Annotated in this window: 13 protein-coding genes; 4 read left to right on the top strand and 9 right to left on the bottom strand. The window is 64.4% G+C overall.

Translation table 11 applies throughout. The annotated features are described in order from the left end of the window. Positions 1-14: 14 nt before the first annotated feature. The 9 genes from EN862_RS27570 to puuE form a co-directional block, all read right to left on the bottom strand. Entirely contained in the window at positions 15-1,670 is a 1,656-nt protein-coding gene (locus tag EN862_RS27570) for an ABC transporter ATP-binding protein (protein WP_127866637.1), read from the bottom strand. After that, positions 1,670-2,491: an ABC transporter permease gene (locus EN862_RS27565; RefSeq protein ID WP_127866636.1), complete on the bottom strand. Its 822-nt coding sequence runs from the start codon at positions 2,489-2,491 to the stop codon at positions 1,670-1,672. Before EN862_RS27565 ends, EN862_RS27570 begins: the two co-directional genes overlap by 1 nt. Before the next feature lie 58 nt (positions 2,492-2,549). Next, complete coding sequence (locus EN862_RS27560; protein ID WP_127866635.1) at positions 2,550-3,509, bottom strand: ABC transporter permease; 960 nt, start codon at positions 3,507-3,509, stop codon at positions 2,550-2,552. 99 nt (positions 3,510-3,608) lie between these two features. Further along, on the bottom strand, positions 3,609-5,198 hold the full coding sequence (locus tag EN862_RS27555) for an ABC transporter substrate-binding protein (protein ID WP_127866634.1): 1,590 nt from the start codon (positions 5,196-5,198) through the stop codon (positions 3,609-3,611). A gap of 148 nt (positions 5,199-5,346) precedes the next feature. Beyond that, positions 5,347-7,332, bottom strand: a complete 1,986-nt coding sequence (locus tag EN862_RS27550; RefSeq protein ID WP_127866633.1) for a CocE/NonD family hydrolase — start codon at positions 7,330-7,332, stop codon at positions 5,347-5,349. 70 nt (positions 7,333-7,402) lie between these two features. After that, on the bottom strand, positions 7,403-7,996 hold the full coding sequence (locus EN862_RS27545; RefSeq protein WP_127866632.1) for a nucleoside deaminase: 594 nt from the start codon (positions 7,994-7,996) through the stop codon (positions 7,403-7,405). Positions 7,997-8,006: 10 nt separating this feature from the next. Continuing rightward, positions 8,007-8,498 carry an ureidoglycolate lyase gene (locus EN862_RS27540; protein ID WP_127866631.1) on the bottom strand — a complete coding sequence of 164 codons (492 nt, stop codon included), beginning with the start codon at positions 8,496-8,498 and terminating at the stop codon, positions 8,007-8,009. Further along, entirely contained in the window at positions 8,495-9,355 is an 861-nt protein-coding gene (locus EN862_RS27535; RefSeq protein ID WP_127866630.1) for a bifunctional allantoicase/(S)-ureidoglycine aminohydrolase, read from the bottom strand. Before EN862_RS27535 ends, EN862_RS27540 begins: the two co-directional genes overlap by 4 nt. Positions 9,356-9,452: 97 nt before the next feature. After that, positions 9,453-10,877 carry an allantoinase PuuE gene (puuE, locus tag EN862_RS27530; protein WP_127866629.1) on the bottom strand — a complete coding sequence of 475 codons (1,425 nt, stop codon included), beginning with the start codon at positions 10,875-10,877 and terminating at the stop codon, positions 9,453-9,455. Positions 10,878-11,045: 168 nt separating this feature from the next. On the opposite strand from puuE, the gene uraH reads away from it, so the two are divergent. From uraH to xdhC, 4 genes are read left to right on the top strand one after another with little or no spacing between them, the layout of a single operon-like run. After that, the gene (gene uraH, locus EN862_RS27525) at positions 11,046-11,420 is read left to right on the top strand and encodes a hydroxyisourate hydrolase (RefSeq protein WP_127866628.1); all 375 of its coding nucleotides are present in this window, start codon (positions 11,046-11,048) and stop codon (positions 11,418-11,420) included. 3 nt (positions 11,421-11,423) lie between these two features. Next, a complete protein-coding gene (gene xdhA / locus EN862_RS27520; RefSeq protein ID WP_127866627.1) occupies positions 11,424-12,899 on the top strand; it encodes a xanthine dehydrogenase small subunit in 1,476 nt (491 codons plus the stop codon). Beyond that, entirely contained in the window at positions 12,899-15,247 is a 2,349-nt protein-coding gene (xdhB, locus tag EN862_RS27515; RefSeq protein WP_127866626.1) for a xanthine dehydrogenase molybdopterin binding subunit, read from the top strand. The genes xdhA and xdhB overlap by 1 nt, the downstream gene beginning before the upstream one ends. A 52-nt stretch (positions 15,248-15,299) precedes the next feature. Continuing rightward, positions 15,300-16,316, top strand: coding sequence for a xanthine dehydrogenase accessory protein XdhC (gene xdhC, locus EN862_RS27510; RefSeq protein WP_127866625.1), 1,017 nt, complete (start codon positions 15,300-15,302; stop codon positions 16,314-16,316). Positions 16,317-16,656: the final 340 nt, after the last annotated feature.

The raw sequence follows: 16,656 nt of genomic DNA, 5'->3' as shown, positions 1-16,656 counted from the left end.
CAGCGTGACGCGCTTTAATTCCCGGCGCTCTCCATGCGCCGGCCCTTGATCGCCTTCTCCAGCCAGCCGATTTCCATCTCCGGCACGGAGGAGAGCAGCAGGTCCGTATAGGCGTCGAAAGGCGGCGTCAGCACCTTGCTCTTGGGGCCGTAACGCACCACCTCGCCGCGATACATCACAGCGATCGAATCGGCGATCGACTTCACCGTCGCCAGGTCATGGGTGATGAAGAGATATGCGACCTTCTCCACCTGCTGCAGATTGAGCAGGAGCTTGAGAATGCCGTTGGCGACCAGCGGGTCGAGCGCTGAGGTCACCTCGTCGCAGATGATCAGCTTCGGCTTGGCGGCGAGCGAGCGGGCGATGCAGACGCGCTGCTTCTGGCCGCCGGACAGCTCGGCCGGATAGCGGTCGACGAAACCCTTGCCCATCTCGATCTCGTCGAGCAGTTCGGCGACGCGCTTGTCGCGCTCGCGCCCCTTCATGCCGAAATAGAATTCCAGCGGCCGGCCGATGATGGTGCCCACCGTCTGGCGCGGGTTCATCGCCACGTCGGCCATCTGGTAGATCATCTGCAGCTGGCGCAGATCCTCCTTCGGGCGGTCGGCCAGCCTGTTGGCGAGCGGCCTGCCGTCGAAGGTGACGGTGCCCTCCTCGGGCGGCAGAAGGCCGGTGATGGCGCGCGCCAGCGTCGACTTGCCGGAACCGCTCTCGCCGACGACGGCCAGCGTCTGGCCGGGAAAAATGTCGACCGAGACGTTCTTCAGAACCTTCACATGGCCGCCGGCATAGGCGGCGGTCACATTCTTCACCGACAGGAACGGTGTCGTGCCCGGCTGCTGTTCCTGGTGCTCGATCTCATGCACCGAAACCAGCGCGTTGGTGTATTCCTGGCGCGGCTCCTTGATGATCTGGCGCGTGCCGCCCCATTCGACCAGCCGGCCGTGGCGCAGCACCATGATCTCGTCCGACACCTGGGCGACGACGGCAAGGTCATGCGTGATGTAGAGGGCTGCCACATGCGTGTCGCGGATGGCGTCCTTGATCGCCGCAAGCACGTCGATCTGCGTCGTCACGTCGAGCGCCGTGGTCGGCTCGTCGAAGACGATGAGGTCCGGCTCCGAGCAGAGCGCCATCGCCGTCATCACGCGCTGCAGCTGGCCGCCGGAGACCTGGTGCGGGTAGCGCTCGCCGATCGTTTCGGGATTGGGCAGGCTGAGCTTCTTGAACAGCGCGACGGCTCGCTTCTCGGCCTCGGCGCGCGTCGCGGTGCCGTGCAGCATGGCCGCCTCGACCACCTGGTCGATCAGCTTGTGCGCCGGGTTGAAGGCGGCTGCCGCCGATTGCGCGACATAGCACACCTCGCGCCCGCGCAGCGCCCGCACGCCCTTGGCGCCGGCTTTCAGGATGTCGCGGCCGTTGAGGATCACCTTGCCGCCGGTGATGCGCACGCCGCCGCGGCCATAGGCCATGGACGACAGGCCGATGGTCGATTTGCCGGCGCCGGATTCGCCTATCAGGCCGAGTACCTTGCCCTTTTCGAGCGTCAGCGAAACGTCGTGGACCAGCGTGATCGTCTTCGGCGCTTCGCCCGGCGGATAGACGGTCGCCTCGATGCGCAGGTTGCGGATATCGAGGAGCTTGCCTGAATTTGCCTTGGTGTCGGCCATCAGCCGCGCCCTCCCTTCAGGCTCGTCGTGCGGTTGAGCACCCAGTCGGCGACGAGGTTGACCGAGATTGCCAGCACAGCGATCGCCGCCGCCGGGATCAGCGCCGCCGGAATGCCGAACACGATGCCGTCCTTGTTTTCCTTGACCATCCCGCCCCAGTCCGAATCCGGCGGCTGCACGCCGAGGCCGAGGAAGGACAGCGCCGACAGGAAGAGCACCGCGAAGATGAAGCGCACGCCGAGCTCCGCCACCAGCGGCGACAGCGCGTTGGGCAGGATCTCGCGGAAGATGATCCACGCCTTGCCTTCGCCGCGCAGCTTCGCCGCCTCGACGAAATCCATGACGTTGATGTCGACGGCGACCGCGCGCGACAGGCGGTAGACGCGGGTGGAATCGAGGATGCCCATGACCAGGATCAGCGTCAGCGCATTCGTCGGCAGCACCGAGAGCACGACGAGGCCGAAGATCAGCGTCGGGATCGACATCAGAAGGTCGACGAAGCGCGACATCAGCGTGTCGAACCAGCCGCCGAACACCGCGGCCGAGAAACCGAGGATCGAGCCCAGCGAGAAGGACAGCGCCGTCGCCGCCACCGCGATCTCCATGGTGATGCGCGCGCCGTAGATCATGCGCGAGATAAGATCGCGGCCGAGATTGTCGGTGCCTAGCCAATGCGCCGCCGACATCGGCTCCCACACGTCGCCGACGATCTCGCCATTGCCGTGCGGCGCGACCCAGGGCGCGAAGATGGCGCAGAAGGCGAAAGCGCCGGTCAGGATCAGCCCGACCCAGGCGGTGAACGGAATTTGTCGTAGCGTCATTCGCTTCAGTTCCCCCTCAGGTCGTCCCGCATCCGACTCGTCATTTCGGATGCCCCCGTCATTTCGGATGCCTAAGCCGTGGATTGGCCAGGATGGCGGCGATGTCCGCGACGATGTTGAGCGTGATGTAGACCGCGGCGAAGATCAGGCCGACCGCCTGCACCACCGGCACGTCGCGCTTGGCGACATGGTCGACCAGATATTGCCCCATGCCCGGATAGACGAAGATCACCTCGACCACCACGACACCGACGATCAGATAGGCGAGGTTGAGCATGACGACGTTGACGACCGGCGCGATCGCGTTCGGGAAAGCATGCTTGCGGATGATGTCAAAGGGTTTCAGCCCCTTGAGCTCGGCCGTCTCGATATAGGCCGACTGCATGACATTGAGGATCGCCGCGCGCGTCATGCGCATCATGTGGGCGAGCACGACCAGGGTGAGCGCCGTGGCCGGCAGGACAACGGCCTGCAGCCTTTCGAGGAATGGCGTGGAATCATCCACGGTCGAGATGCTCGGGAAGATCTGCCAGTGCACGGCAAACACGAAGATCAGCACATAGCCGATGAAGAATTCCGGGAACGATGTCGAGGCCAGCGCCAGGCCGGAGATCAGCTTGTCGACGAAGCCGTTGCGATAGCGCACGGCAATGAGACCGAGGATGATAGCCAGCGGCACCGCGACGATTGCCGCGCAGGCGGCCAGGAACAGCGTGTTCGTCAGCCGCGTGCTGATCGAGCTTGCAATGTCCAGCCCGCTCGACTGCGCCGTGCCGAAGTTGCCGTGCAGGATGCCCCACAGCCAGTGCACGTAGCGTAGCCAGGCCGGGTCATTGAGCCCGAGCTGTTCGCGCAGGTTCGCCAGCGCTTCCGGCGTCGCCGACTGGCCGAGGATCGCCTGGGCGACGTCGCCCGGCAGGATCTGCGTGCCGGCGAAGATCAGCACCGAAACGGCGAACAGAAGAACAATGCCCAGCAAGATACGCTGAGCGACCAGTCTCAGGATCGGAGACGACATCGGCTACCTGCAATGGTGAAGAAGGGACGGTGCCCGCCTTTCAGGCAGGCCATGAATGCCAGGAAGGGCCGGCTGGCGCCGGCCCCTCCTTATCCTTCGTCACGCCTGCAGCCAGCACTGGATCAGGGCGTGGCCGTTGCTCAGTTCCTGCGCCGGGTTGTCGACCCAGCCTTCGACGCCCTTGCCGGTCGCGTCGACGAACTGGTTGAAGAACGGCACGATCAGGCCGCCTTCGTCGCGCATGATCTCGCCCATGTCGCGGTAGATCTTCTTGCGCTTGGCTTCGTCGAGCTCGCCGCGCGCCGCGAGCACCATCTTGTCGAAATCGGGGCGCTTGAAGCGGGTGTCGTTCCAGTCGGCGGTCGAGAGATACGCCGTCGAGTACATCTGGTCCTGCGTCGGTCGCCCGCCCCAGTAGGAGAGCGAGAAGGGCTGCTTGTTCCAGACCTCGGTCCAATAGCCGTCGCCCGGTTCGCGTTTGATCTCGATCTTGATGCCGGCCTTGGCGCAGCTCTGCTGATAGAGCTGCGCGGCGTCCACCGCGCCGGGGAAGGCGACGTCGGAGGTGCGGAGCAGGATCGAGCCGCTATGGCCGGACTTCTTGTACGCCGCGGCCGCCTTTTCCGGATCGAACTTGCGCTGCTCGAAATCGTCCGAGAACAACGGGTAGGCCTTGTTGACCGGCATGTCGTTGCCGACCGAGCCGTAGCCGCGCAGGATCTTGCTCAGCATCTCCTCGCGGTCCATGGCGAGCTTCAACGCCATGCGGAGGTCGTTGTTATCGAAGGGCGCGGTGTCGCAGAACATGTTGAAGGGATAGAAGCCGCGGCCCGAGGCGGCGCGAATGGTGACGCCGGGCAGCCGCTTGACCAGATCGACGATCTTCGGCTCGACGCGGTTGATCATGTTGACCTGGCCGCCCTGGAGCGCGGCAGTGCGCGCCGTCGCATCGTTGATGATGATGATCTCGACCTGGTCGGCATGGCCATATTTGTCGGGCTGCCAGTAATTGGCGAAACGCTCGCCGCCATACTTCACGCCAGGCTTGTTGACTGCCACCTTGTACGGTCCGGTGCCGATGCCGGCATCGGGCTTGTCCACGCCGCCGTTCGGCTGGATGATCAGGTGGTAGTCGGCCATCAGATACGGCAGGTCCGCGTTCGGATCCTTCAGCGTGACCACCACATTGCCGCCATCGGCTTTGATGGTGTCGATGCCCTTAAGCACGCCGAGCGCGCCAGACTTCGACTTCTCGTCGCTGTGGCGCTTCAGCGTCGCCACCACGTCGTCCGGTGTCACTTCCTTGCCGTTGTGGAACTGGACGCCCTTGCGGATCTTCATTGTCCAGGTCTTGGCGTCGTCCGACGCGCCGATCTCCTCGGCGATGAGATATTCGACGCCGCCGCCCGGCGCGAGTTCGACCAAGGTCTCGCCCCAGACTTTGCCGAAGGCAAACGGAACCTGGCTGGCGTCGAGCGCCGGGTCGAGGCTGTCGGTGGATGCACCGCCAACCATGCCGGCCTTCAGCGTGCCGCCCTTGACAGGGCCGGCAGCGCGCACGGCGCTGGAGAGCAGCGAGTTGGCGAAAGTGGCGGTGACGCCGAGCGCGGCGGCGCGACCGAGAAAGTCGCGACGGCTGAGTTTTCCGGCAGCGACTCGCCGGCTGAGATAGTCAAGTTCGTTGGACATTATGGTTCCTCACTCTGGGTATGCGACCTTATGGTCGTTTCTTGCTATTGGAGGAGATAATGACCGTAAGGGAAAGCGGCAGGCAAGACCGAATGCGACATGCGGTGGCGTAAATCGCACGTCGCATTTGGACCAATCTTGCCTCGGCTCAAACCAGGGAGCGGGGAATCGTCTGCTCGAAATCGCGTTCGAAAACCAGCTTTTCGCCCTCATAGGCTTCGATTCTGGCGCTGACGATGAAGTTCTGGGCGTCCGATCGCATCGCGGCGAAGGTTTCGGTCCGCACCGACCATTCATTGCGCGACAATGTCTGCGTCCAATGCGTGGCTCCTGTGGCCGACAGCGGATCGTCGGGATGGATCGCCCATGTCTCGCGCACGATACTGCCATTGACCAGCCGGTGGTCGAGATCGCGCACCTCGCCGAAATCGTCGGTTATGGAAAGCGTGACCAGGCCGGTCTTCTCGTCGCGGTCGACATGGCGCTCTGACCTCGCCGGCCGGATGGTCTCGGCCGCCCAGGGCGTCGCGCCTTCCGGCTCGGGAAACGAAACCTCATCACCTTTCGCCAGCGGACGCAGCGGCAGCTTCAGCGTCGCCTGCGCCAGATCGAGCCGCACTGGCTCCGGCGAGGGCCAGATCATCGGCCAGTAGGCGGTCGAAACGGCAACGCGCAATTTGTGGCCGGCCGGCACCCGGTAGGAGCATTGGTCGAGCACGACGCGCGCCGAAACGGTCTCGCCGGGGACCAGCGCTTGCGGGAACTCATGCGAGTCGCGGTGGGTCAGATTGAGCACGCCATAGGAGATCAGCTCCGCGGCGCCGTCGGGATGCACGTCGCAGAGACGCACCGCGATGTTGGCCTGCGGCCGATCGGAGGCAACCTGGACCGCGAGTTCCGGCGCCCCGACAATGTCGATCGCCTCGGTGAGTTCCGGCTGGTCGAAAAAAACCGACAGCGCGTCGTCGGATCGCTGGTCGCCCGGCAATTCCGGCCCGAAGGTGAAGGGAAAATATTCGCCGCCGGCAAGTCCGCAGGTCTGCGGCGAGGCGACGATCGAGGGTTTGGCGCTTGCGGCAATGAGCTCGATCGCCTCGATTTTGATGTTCGAGGACGGCCATTCCTGCTCCGCCACCCAGCGCCCTGGCCGCTCCGGATGCCAGCGCGCCGGCCGCACGCTGTCCATGACATAGGCTCTGTAGGCCGGATCGGCCTCGACGCCGGTCTCGGCGCCCTTCAGCCAGTGGTCCCACCAGCGCAGCGCTTCCTGCAGGAAGCCGATGGCCGGCTGAGGCCCGGCGTAATGCGGGTATTTGTGGATCCAGGGGCCGACGATGCCCTTCACCGGCGCCTGGATGTTGGTGACGAGATGCGAGATCGTGTTGCGATAGCCGTCATGCCAGCCGCCGATCGACAGCACGGCGGCTTTGACCGCTGAAAAATCCTCGCAGATCGAGCCGCGCTTCCAATAGGCGTCGCGGTGCTGATGGCTGAGCCACAGCGGGGCGAGGAATGGCTGGTTCTCCAGCCGGCTGAGCCACAGGTCGCGCCAGCGGTTGCCGCCGGCAATCAGTGGGTCCGGCGGCCGCGACGAATAGGAGAGCATCGTCGAGGCCCAGCCGAAATTTTCGAGCAGCAGGCAGCCGCCCTTGTAATGGATGTCGTCGGCATAGCGGTCGACGGTCGAGCACAGGCTGATCACCGCCTTCAGCGCCGGCGGCTGTTTCGCCGCCACCTGCAGGCAGTTGAAGCCGCCCCAGGAAATGCCCATCATGCCGACATTGCCGTTGCACCAGGGCTGCGCCACTGCCCAGGCGATGACGTCGCAGGCGTCCTGCAATTCCTGTTCGGAATATTCGTCGTCCATCAGCCCTTCGGAATCGCCATTGCCGCGCATGTCGACGCGGATCGAGGCGTAGCCGTGCCCGGCGAAGTAGGGATGGGTCAGCTGATCGCGAAAAATGGTGCCGTCGCGCTTGCGGTAAGGCAGATGCTCGAGGATCGCCGGCACCGGATTGTGGGCGGCATCCTCCGGCATCCAGATGCGCGCAGACAGCCGGCAGCCATCCGGCATGACGATGCCCATATCGGGAAATTCGACGACTTTGCGGGGGAATTCGGTGACGGTTTTCATGGAGGGCACATGATGAAGCCCGCGCCGCTGCGTCGTGGGCCAGCCGGCGAAATCGGCTGGTCAATCCGCGTCAGTTCAACGGAATGTCGTTCTCCGCCTTGCTTGCCTGGTAAGCGTTCGAGAGCTCGTCATAGCGCACGGAGATTTGCCCGATCCTTGCTTCCAGCCGCTTGCGCTCGGCCTCGGGTAGCTCACGCACCAGTCGGCGGATCGAAAAACTCTTCCAGTAGGCGTTCTCGGCATTGTAGCCGCCGGGGTCGAGGGTGAATACCTCTTTCAGGATTTTCAGGTCGTGCGGGATGGCAAAACTGTCGCGCGAATCCTCGTGGCTGAAGAGATAGTAGAAATTGTCGAAGCCGGTCCAGGTGATCGCCGACAGGCAGAGCGAGCAGGGCTCGTGCGTGGCGATGAACAGCGCGTCCTTGGTGTCGACGCGCTCGGCTTTCGGCATTTCGTAAAAACGCTTCAGGCAGTGCACCTCGCCATGCCAAAGCGGGTTTTCCATCTCATTGTTGGTTTCCGCCAGCACCAGCGAGCGGTCGTCCTTCCTGAGGATCGCGGCGCCGAACAGCTTGTTGCCATGGGCAACGCCTTCAGCGGTCTTCGGCACGATGTCGTGCTCGATCACGTCGAGCAGGCGGTCGATCAGCGAAACGTCGGTCATGGGAAGGCTTTCAGGGAAGGTGGATCTCGTATGGATGCGAGAAATAAAATTCTTCGAGATTGGAGCCGTCGCCGCCCCGGTCGACGATCAGGAAATCCTGTTCCTCGCTGATCGGCGTCAGCACGCCGTGCCACAGGTTGCGGCGGTAGTTGATGCCTTGTCCGGGGCCGGCGACGAAGGCGTGCGGTACGCCGGGGCCGTGCTTTGTGTCATCGCACACGATGACCAGGAACGGACGCGGCGACAGCGGGATGAAAGCCTGGCTGCCGAGCGGATGGCGTTCGACCATGGTGAGCTTCAACGGCATCTCGTAGGGCGTGCCGCGCACCATCGAGATCAGCACGCGCGCGTTGGGTCCGGTGGCTTCCGCGGTGGCCAGGTCGTGATAGCGCATCGCCTTGCCGCCATTGATCGGGTAGCGGTTGTCGCCGCCCATGTCGATGACGTCGCCGAACGGCGCGAAGTCTTCACGCGTCAGCGGCCGGGCGACGATACGGGTCACCGCGCCAGACCCCCAAATGCGCCGCCAAGCCTCGCGTGACGATTGACGTCCTTGTAGAGCAAATAGCGGAAATTGCCCGGGCCGCCGGCATAGCAGGCCTGCGGGCAGAAGGCGCGCAGCCACATGAAATCGCCGGCCTCGACCTCGACCCAGTCCTGGTTCAGCCGGTAGACGGCCTTGCCTTCCAGCACATAGAGCCCGTGCTCCATGACATGGGTCTCGGCGAAGGGAATGACCGCGCCGGGCTTCAGCGTGACGATGGTGACATGCATGTCGTGGCGCATGTCGGCGGGGTCGACGAAGCGGGTCGTTGCCCAGCGCCCTTCCGTGCCCGGCATCGGGCTCGGCGCCACGTCCTGGTCGCTCGAGATGAAAGCTTCCGGCACGTCGAGGCCATCGACCGCCTCATAGGCCTTGCGGATCCAGTGGAAGCGGACGGCGGCGCTGCTTTCGTTGCGCACCGTCCAGCCGCTGGAAGGCGGCAGAAAGGCGAAGCCACCGGGGGCAAGCACATGCTTTTTGCCGGCAAGCGAAACGGTAAGCGTCCCCTCGACGACGAACAGCACGCCCTCGGCGCCGGCATCGAGTTCGGGCCGGTCGCTGCCGCCGCCCGGCAGGACCTCGACGATATATTGCGAGAACGTCTCGGCGAAGCCCGAAAGCGGCCTTGCGATGATCCAAGCCCTGGTCTTGTCCCAGAACGGCAGGGGGCTGGTGACAATGTCCTGCATCACGCCCTTGGGGATGACCGCATAGGCCTCGGTGAAGACGGCCCGTCCAGTCAAAAGCTCGTTCTGGCCGGGATGGCCGCCCTGCGGCGCATAATAGGTTCGCTCGGCAGTCTTGATCATATCCATGGGGTCCTGGCCTCAGAGCAATTCCAGGAAAAGTGTGAAGCGGTTAGGTTCGGCGACTTCGCCGTAAATTTCCGTCCGGAATTGCGTAAAACAAACATCAGAGTGGGAGCAGGTCTTTCAGCCGAAGCAGCGCGATGCGTTCGACCTGACGGCATGCGGTTTCGAACTCGGTGCCGCGGCTGTTGCCGATCCGCGCCTCGAACTCCGCCAGGATCTCCTCCTTGGTCTTGCCCTTGACCGCGATGATGAAGGGGAAGCCGAAGGTGGTGACATAGGCGGCGTTGAGTTTCGAGAACAGCTCGCGCTCCTCATCGGTCAGCGCGTCGAGCCCGGCGGAGGCCTGCTCCTTGGCCGACTCCGGCGTCAGCCGCTTGGCCGCCGCCAGCTTGCCGGCAAGGTCCGGATGGGCGTTGAGCACGGAAAGCCGCTCCGCCTCCGTCGCCGCGCGGAAGACCCGGCAGAGCGCGTTGTGCAGGCCGCCCGCGCTGTCATGCGCCGGTCCGAGCTCCAATTCGTAGGCGCGCTCGGCGATCCAGGGCGAATGCTCGAACACGCCCCCAAAAGCATGCACGAATTCCTCGAATTCCATCCGCGAGGGACGCAGCGCCGGCGCCTCGTAGGGATGCGTCTCGCGCCAGTGTTTTGCGATGTCGATGCGCCGCGTCAGCCACACCTTGTCGTGCGACTTTACGTAGTCGACGAAGCGCTTCAGCGCCGCCACGCGGCCCGGACGGCCGACCAGCCGGCAATGCAGGCCGATATTCATCATGCGCGGCCGGCCTGCCTTACCCTCGGCATAGAGCGTGTCGAAGCTGTCCTTCAGATAGGCGAAGAACTGGTCGCCCGAATTGAACCCTTGCGGCGTCGCGAAGCGCATGTCGTTGGCGTCGAGCGTATAGGGGATGACGAGCTGCGGCTTCTCCAGCCCGTCGCGGTCGAACCAGTAGGGCAATTCGTCGTCATAAGTGTCGGAGACATAGTCGAAACCGCCTTCCTCGGCGACCAGCCGTACCGTGTTGACCGAGGTGCGGCCGGTGTACCAGCCGGTCGGCCGCGCGCCGGTCACTTCGTAATGCAGCCGGATGGCCTCATCGAGGTCGCGCTTCTCATCCTCGGCCGCATGGTCGCGATAGTCGATCCATTTCAGCCCGTGCGATGCGATTTCCCAGCCGGCCTCCTGCATGGCGACGACCTGATCGGGCGAGCGTGCGAGCGCGGTGGCGACGCCGTAGCAGGTCACCGGCACCTCAGCTTCGGTGAACAGCCGGTAGAGCCGCCAGAAGCCGGCGCGGGCGCCGTACTCATAGATCGATTCCATATTCCAGTGGCGCTGGCCGACCCAGGGCGCCGCGCCGACGATTTCGGACAGGAAGGCTTCGGATGCCTTGTCGCCATGCAGCACGCAGTTCTCGCCGCCTTCCTCGTAGTTGACGACGAACTGCACCGCGACATGCGCGCCCCCAGGCCATTTCGGGTCCGGCGGATTGGCCCCGTAACCGCGCATGTCCCTATCGTAACGCATTGTCGCTCCTGCCCGATGGTTGAGATGAAGATATCGAAAGGAGTGCGCATGCATTCCCCCGAAAATTTTTGAAAGTGCTTTTTGCCCCGCTCCGCTCGACCGGGGCTTATGCATCGCCTTTAATTGGCGCACAATTGACCTGAAACTGTACCGGATGGGAGACCGCCAGTGGCAGAAACGTCGAAAGCCGATGGCGGGCGCCTGACCACCCACGTGCTGGACACCGCGACCGGCCGGCCGGCGAAGGGCCTGGCGATCGAGCTTTTCCGCATCGAGGGACAGAGCCGCACGCATCTCAAGACGGTCGCCACCAATGACGACGGCCGCTGCGACGCGCCGTTGCTGGCCGGCGCCGAGTTCCGCACCGGCGAATATGAGCTGGTTTTTGCCGCAGGCGACTATCTGCGCGGCCAGGGCATCAAGCTGCCTGAGCCCGCTTTCCTCGACATCGTGCCGATCCGCTTCGGCATGGCGGAAGAACGGCATTACCACGTACCGCTCTTGATTTCGCCTTATGGCTACTCGACCTATCGGGGAAGTTGAGACATGGCAGGAACCCGTAACGAGATACGCTTCATCCTGAACGGCGCCGACGTGGCCCTGAAAGACGTCGCGCCCGATGCGACCCTGCTCGACTGGCTGCGGCTCAACCGCTCGCTGCGCGGCACCAAGGAAGGCTGCGCCGAAGGCGATTGCGGCGCCTGCACGGTGCTGGTCGGCAAGCTTGGAGGCGACGGCCTGGTCTATGAAAGCGTCAACGCCTGCATCCGCTTCATGGGCTCGCTCGACGGCACCCATGTCGTGACGGTGGAACATCTGCGCGGCAATGGCGAAAAGCTGCATCCGGTGCAGCAGGCGATGGTCGATTTCCATGGCTCGCAATGCGGCTTCTGCACGCCGGGTTTCGTCATGTCGCTCTACGCGCTCTGGATGAAGACGCCCGATCCGTCCAACGCGGCGATCGAAAAGGCGCTGCAGGGCAATCTCTGCCGCTGCACCGGTTATGAGGCGATCATCCGCGCCGCGCACGCCGTTTCGAGCTACGGCAAGGCGGCCAAGGATCCGCTGGCCCTGGAGCGCAAGGACATCACCGCCAGGCTGAAAGCATTGCGCGATGGCGCCAGGGTCGAAGTAGGCTCCGGTAAGGCGCGCCTGGTCGTGCCGGCCGATGTCGACGATTTCGCGGCCGTGCTCGAGAAGGAGCCGGGCGCCACCATCGTTGCCGGCTCGACCGATGTCGGCCTTTGGGTCACCAAGCACATGCGCGACATCTCGCCGGCGGTCTTCATCGGCGGTCTCGAAGGCTTGCGCACGATGTTGGAGAAAGACGGCGTGATCACCATCGGCGCCGGCGTCACCTACACCGAAGCCTTCGAGACGCTGTCGAAACACATCCCGGCCCTGGGGCCGCTGGTCGACCGCATCGGTGGTGAGCAGGTGCGCAACATGGGAACGATCGGCGGCAACATCGCCAACGGCTCGCCGATCGGCGACACGCCGCCGCCGCTGATCGCGCTGGGCGCGCAGCTCACCTTGCGCAAGGGCAAGAAGCGCCGCACGATCCCGCTCGAAACCTTCTTCATCGCCTATGGCAAGCAGGATCGTCAGCCCGGCGAGTTTGTCGAGGCAGTCCACGTGCCCGTGCCGGCACGGGGCGCAAAGTTTGCCGTCTACAAAGTCACCAAGCGCCGCGACGAGGACATCACCGCGACGCTGGGGGCTTTCTATCTGACTCTGGCAAAAGACGGCACGGTTGCCGACATCCGCATCGCCTATGGCGGCATGGCGGCGACGCCGAAACGCGCTGTTGCCGTCGAGAAGGCACTGATCGGCAAGGCCTGGAACGAAGCGACGGTGGAGGCCGCGATGGCCGAATACGCCAAGGATTTCACGCCGCTCACCGACATGCGGGCAAGCGCCGAATACCGGGCGTTGGCGGCGAAGAACCTTCTGCTGCGCTTTTATGTCGAGACGACGGGAACGAAAGCGCCGCTCCAGGTTTCGCGCAGCGAGGCGGCCTGATGACCAAGCACGTCCCCAACCTCAAGGCCCAGAAGATCTCGGGCGGTGTCGCCAGCGACCAGCGCCATGATTCAGCGCACAAGCATGTCAGCGGCACGGCGGTCTATATCGACGACATGCCTGAGCCGGCCGGCACGCTGCATGGCTGTCTTGGCCTGTCGACCGCAACGCATGCGACGATCACGAAGTTGGACCTCTCGGCGGTGCGCGCCGCGCCCGGCGTCGTCGACGTGCTGACGGCCAAGGACGTGCCGGGCGAAAACGACATTTCACCCACCGGCCGCCATGACGAGCCGGTGCTCGCCGACGGCAAGGTCGAGTTCTACGGCCAGCCGATCTTCTGCGTCATCGCCGAGACACGCGAGCAGGCCCGCCGCGCCACCGGGCTGGCCAAAATCGAATACGAGCAACTGCCCTTCGTCACCGATATCGGGCTGCTCGACCCGCGCAAGGACAAGCTTGTCACGCCGCCCTTGACGCTGAGGCGCGGCGATGCGGCAGCGGCGATCAAGGCGGCGCCCCACAGGCTCAAGGGCAAGATGCGCCTCGGCGGCCAGGAACACTTCTATCTGGAAGGCCATATCGCCATGGCCGTGCCCGGCGAGGACCACGACGTCACCATCTATTCCTCGACCCAGCATCCGAGCGAAGTCCAGCATATGGTGAGCCATGCGCTGGGTATCCCGAGCAACGCCGTCACGGTGGAGATCCGCCGCATGGGCGGCGGCTTCGGCGGCAAGGAAACGCAGGGCAACCAGTTCGCGGCACTTGCCGCGATCGCGGCCAAGCGGCACCATCGTGCGGTCAAGATCCGGCCCGACCGCGACGACGACATGACCGCCACCGGCAAGCGGCACGATTTCCTGATCGACTACGAGGTCGGCTTCGACGACGACGGCAACATCCTCGGTGTCGACTTCATGTTCGCTGCCCGCTGCGGCTTTTCGTCGGACCTTTCCGGCCCGGTCACCGACCGCGCGCTGTTCCACTGCGACAACACCTATTTCTGGCCGGCGGTGCACGCCCAGTCGGCGCCGCTCTACACCAATACGGTCTCGAACACCGCCTTTCGCGGCTTCGGCGGTCCGCAAGGCATGGTCGGCGCCGAGCGCGTCATCGACGAGGTGGCCTTTGCCCTCGGCAAGGACCCGCTCGAGATCCGCAAGAAGAATTTCTACGGCACCAGCGACCGCAACATCACGCCCTATCACCAGACGGTCGAGGACAATGTCATCCAGCGCATCATCGCCGAACTGGAGGCGAGCTCGAACTATGCACGACGCCGGCGTGAGATCAGCGCCTTCAACAACAACAGCCGCTTCATCAAGCGCGGGCTGGCGCTGACGCCGGTCAAATTCGGCATCTCCTTCACCGCCACGCATTACAATCAGGCTGGCGCGCTGGTGCATGTCTACACCGACGGTTCGGTTCATCTGAACCACGGCGGCACCGAGATGGGGCAGGGCCTCTATCTCAAGGTGGCCCAGGTCGTGGCCGAGGAATTCCAGTTCGACCTCGATCAGGTCAAGATCACCGCGACCACCACCGGCAAGGTGCCGAACACCTCGGCCACCGCTGCGTCCTCGGGTTCCGATCTCAACGGCATGGCCGCGCAGAACGCCGCCCGCCAGATCAAGGACCGGCTGGCCAACTTCGCCTCGGAAAAATACCAGGTCCCGCGCGACCAGGTGCTGTTCCTGCCCAACCGCGTCCGCATCGGCAACCAGGAAATACCCTTCGGCGATCTGGTCAAGCAGGCCTATATGGCCCGCATCCAGCTTTCGGCGGCCGGCTTCTACAAGACGCCGAAGATCCACTGGAACCGTGACAAGGGCGAGGGCCGCCCCTTCTACTATTTCGCCTATGGTGCGTCCTGCTCCGAAGTTTCGGTCGACACGCTGACCGGCGAATATGTGGTCGAGCGCACCGATATCCTGCACGAAACCGGCCGCTCGCTGAACCGCGCCATCGATCTCGGCCAGGTCGAGGGCGGCTTCATCCAGGGCATGGGCTGGCTGACCACCGAGGAATTGTGGTGGGACGACAAGGGCCGCCTGCGCACCCATGCGCCGTCGACCTACAAGATCCCGCTCGCCTCCGACAGGCCGAAGATCTTCAACGTAACGCTGGCCGACTGGTCCGAGGCGAACGAGCCGACCGTGCATCGCTCCAAGGCCGTCGGCGAGCCGCCTTTCCCGCTCGGCATGTCGGTTCTGCATGCATTGTCGGACGCGGTCGCGAGCGTCGTGGATCACAGGATCTGTCCGCGCCTCGATGCGCCGGCGACACCAGAGCGGGTGCTGATGGCGATCGAGCGATTGAAGCGGGAAGCCGCAAAGCCGGCTTAAACGTGCAATTCGGGCCGAAAAACCCTATATTTCGGCGACAGGAATGCAGACGATGAACTCGAAAGTGCAAAGTCTGAAGGCGTTTCTCGGCCAGGCCGGCCGCGTCGCGCTCGTCGAGGTCGCGGCCACGAAGGGCTCGACGCCGCGCGAGGCCGGCGCCTTCATGCTTGTCTCGGCATCGGCCATTTTCGGCACGATCGGCGGCGGCCAGCTCGAATATATGGCGATCGACAAGGCGCGGCAGATGCTCCGCTCCTTACCCTCCCCCTTGTGGGGAGGGTCGGACGACGAAGTCGGCCGGGGAGGGGGGCGCGGCGTCTCCATGCCCCCACCCCGCAGAGCAAACACCAGTTCGCGCCGTCTGCTTTCCGATCCTCCCCACGAGGGGGAGGGTAACGAAACGCGCATTGCGGTCGATGAAGTCTGCGCCACGCTCGACGTTCCGCTCGGGCCGGAGATCGGCCAATGCTGCGGCGGGCGTGTCGAGGTGTCGATCCGGATCGTTGATGGCTCGCTGGAGCAGCAGCTGATCGCCAGGGCTCAATCGGAAGAGGCGCATCTTCCGCATGTCTATCTCTTCGGCGGCGGCCATGTCGGCCAGGCGCTTGCCGCGTCGCTGGCGCTGCTGCCGATCCACGTCGTCGTCGTCGAGACCCGATCCGAGGCATTGGAAGGCATGCCGGAAACGGTGGAGGCTCGGTTGACGCCGATGCCCGAAGCCGTGGTGCGCGAGGCGCCGGCGGGATCTGCCTTCGCCATCCTGACCCACGATCATGCGCTGGATTTCCTGATCGTCGCCGAGGCCCTGAAGCGCGACGACGCCGCCTATGTCGGCATGATCGGCTCGAAGACGAAGAAGGCGACCTTCAGGAACTGGTTCCTGAAGTCTGCCGAGGGCAGCGAAGCGCAGTTCGACCGGCTCGTCTCGCCGATCGGCGGCAATGCGGTGAAGGATAAGCGCCCTCCGGTTATCGCAGCACTTGCCGCCGCCGAGATCATGACGGCGCTGGCCTCGCATGCAACGGATGCGCTAAGCGCGGCCGGCGCTGAAAAGGCGATGGCCGGTTAGTCCAGCCGGCCATATAGGCAGGAAACCCAGCTACTGGCCGTCGCGATCTTGGAAAGCTTGGGTTCCTCGCCCCACAAAGTGGGCTACGGCGCAGCTTGGCGCATGTATTGTCCAATGCAGCGCTGGTCGACCCCCACTCCGTCTCGGCTTCGCCGAGCCACCTCTCCCCCGATCGACGGGGTAGAGGAAAGGCTCCAGCTTTTTGCCATCAACGCTCGTCCAGCAAGGCTCCCTTCCTTTCCCTCCGGAGGGGGGAAAGGTGGCGCTGCGAAGCAGCGACGGATTGGGGGAACCAAGTCGCAATCAAGCCTTGGCCCCGATCAGTCACGCCAGTCACAGC

It is taken from the genome of Mesorhizobium sp. M2E.F.Ca.ET.219.01.1.1, assembly GCF_004016445.2.
In the GTDB taxonomy this organism is placed as follows: Bacteria; Pseudomonadota; Alphaproteobacteria; order Rhizobiales; family Rhizobiaceae; genus Mesorhizobium.
Note: the sequence above shows the minus strand (reverse complement) of the source record. Positions and strands in the feature narration are given on the sequence as shown.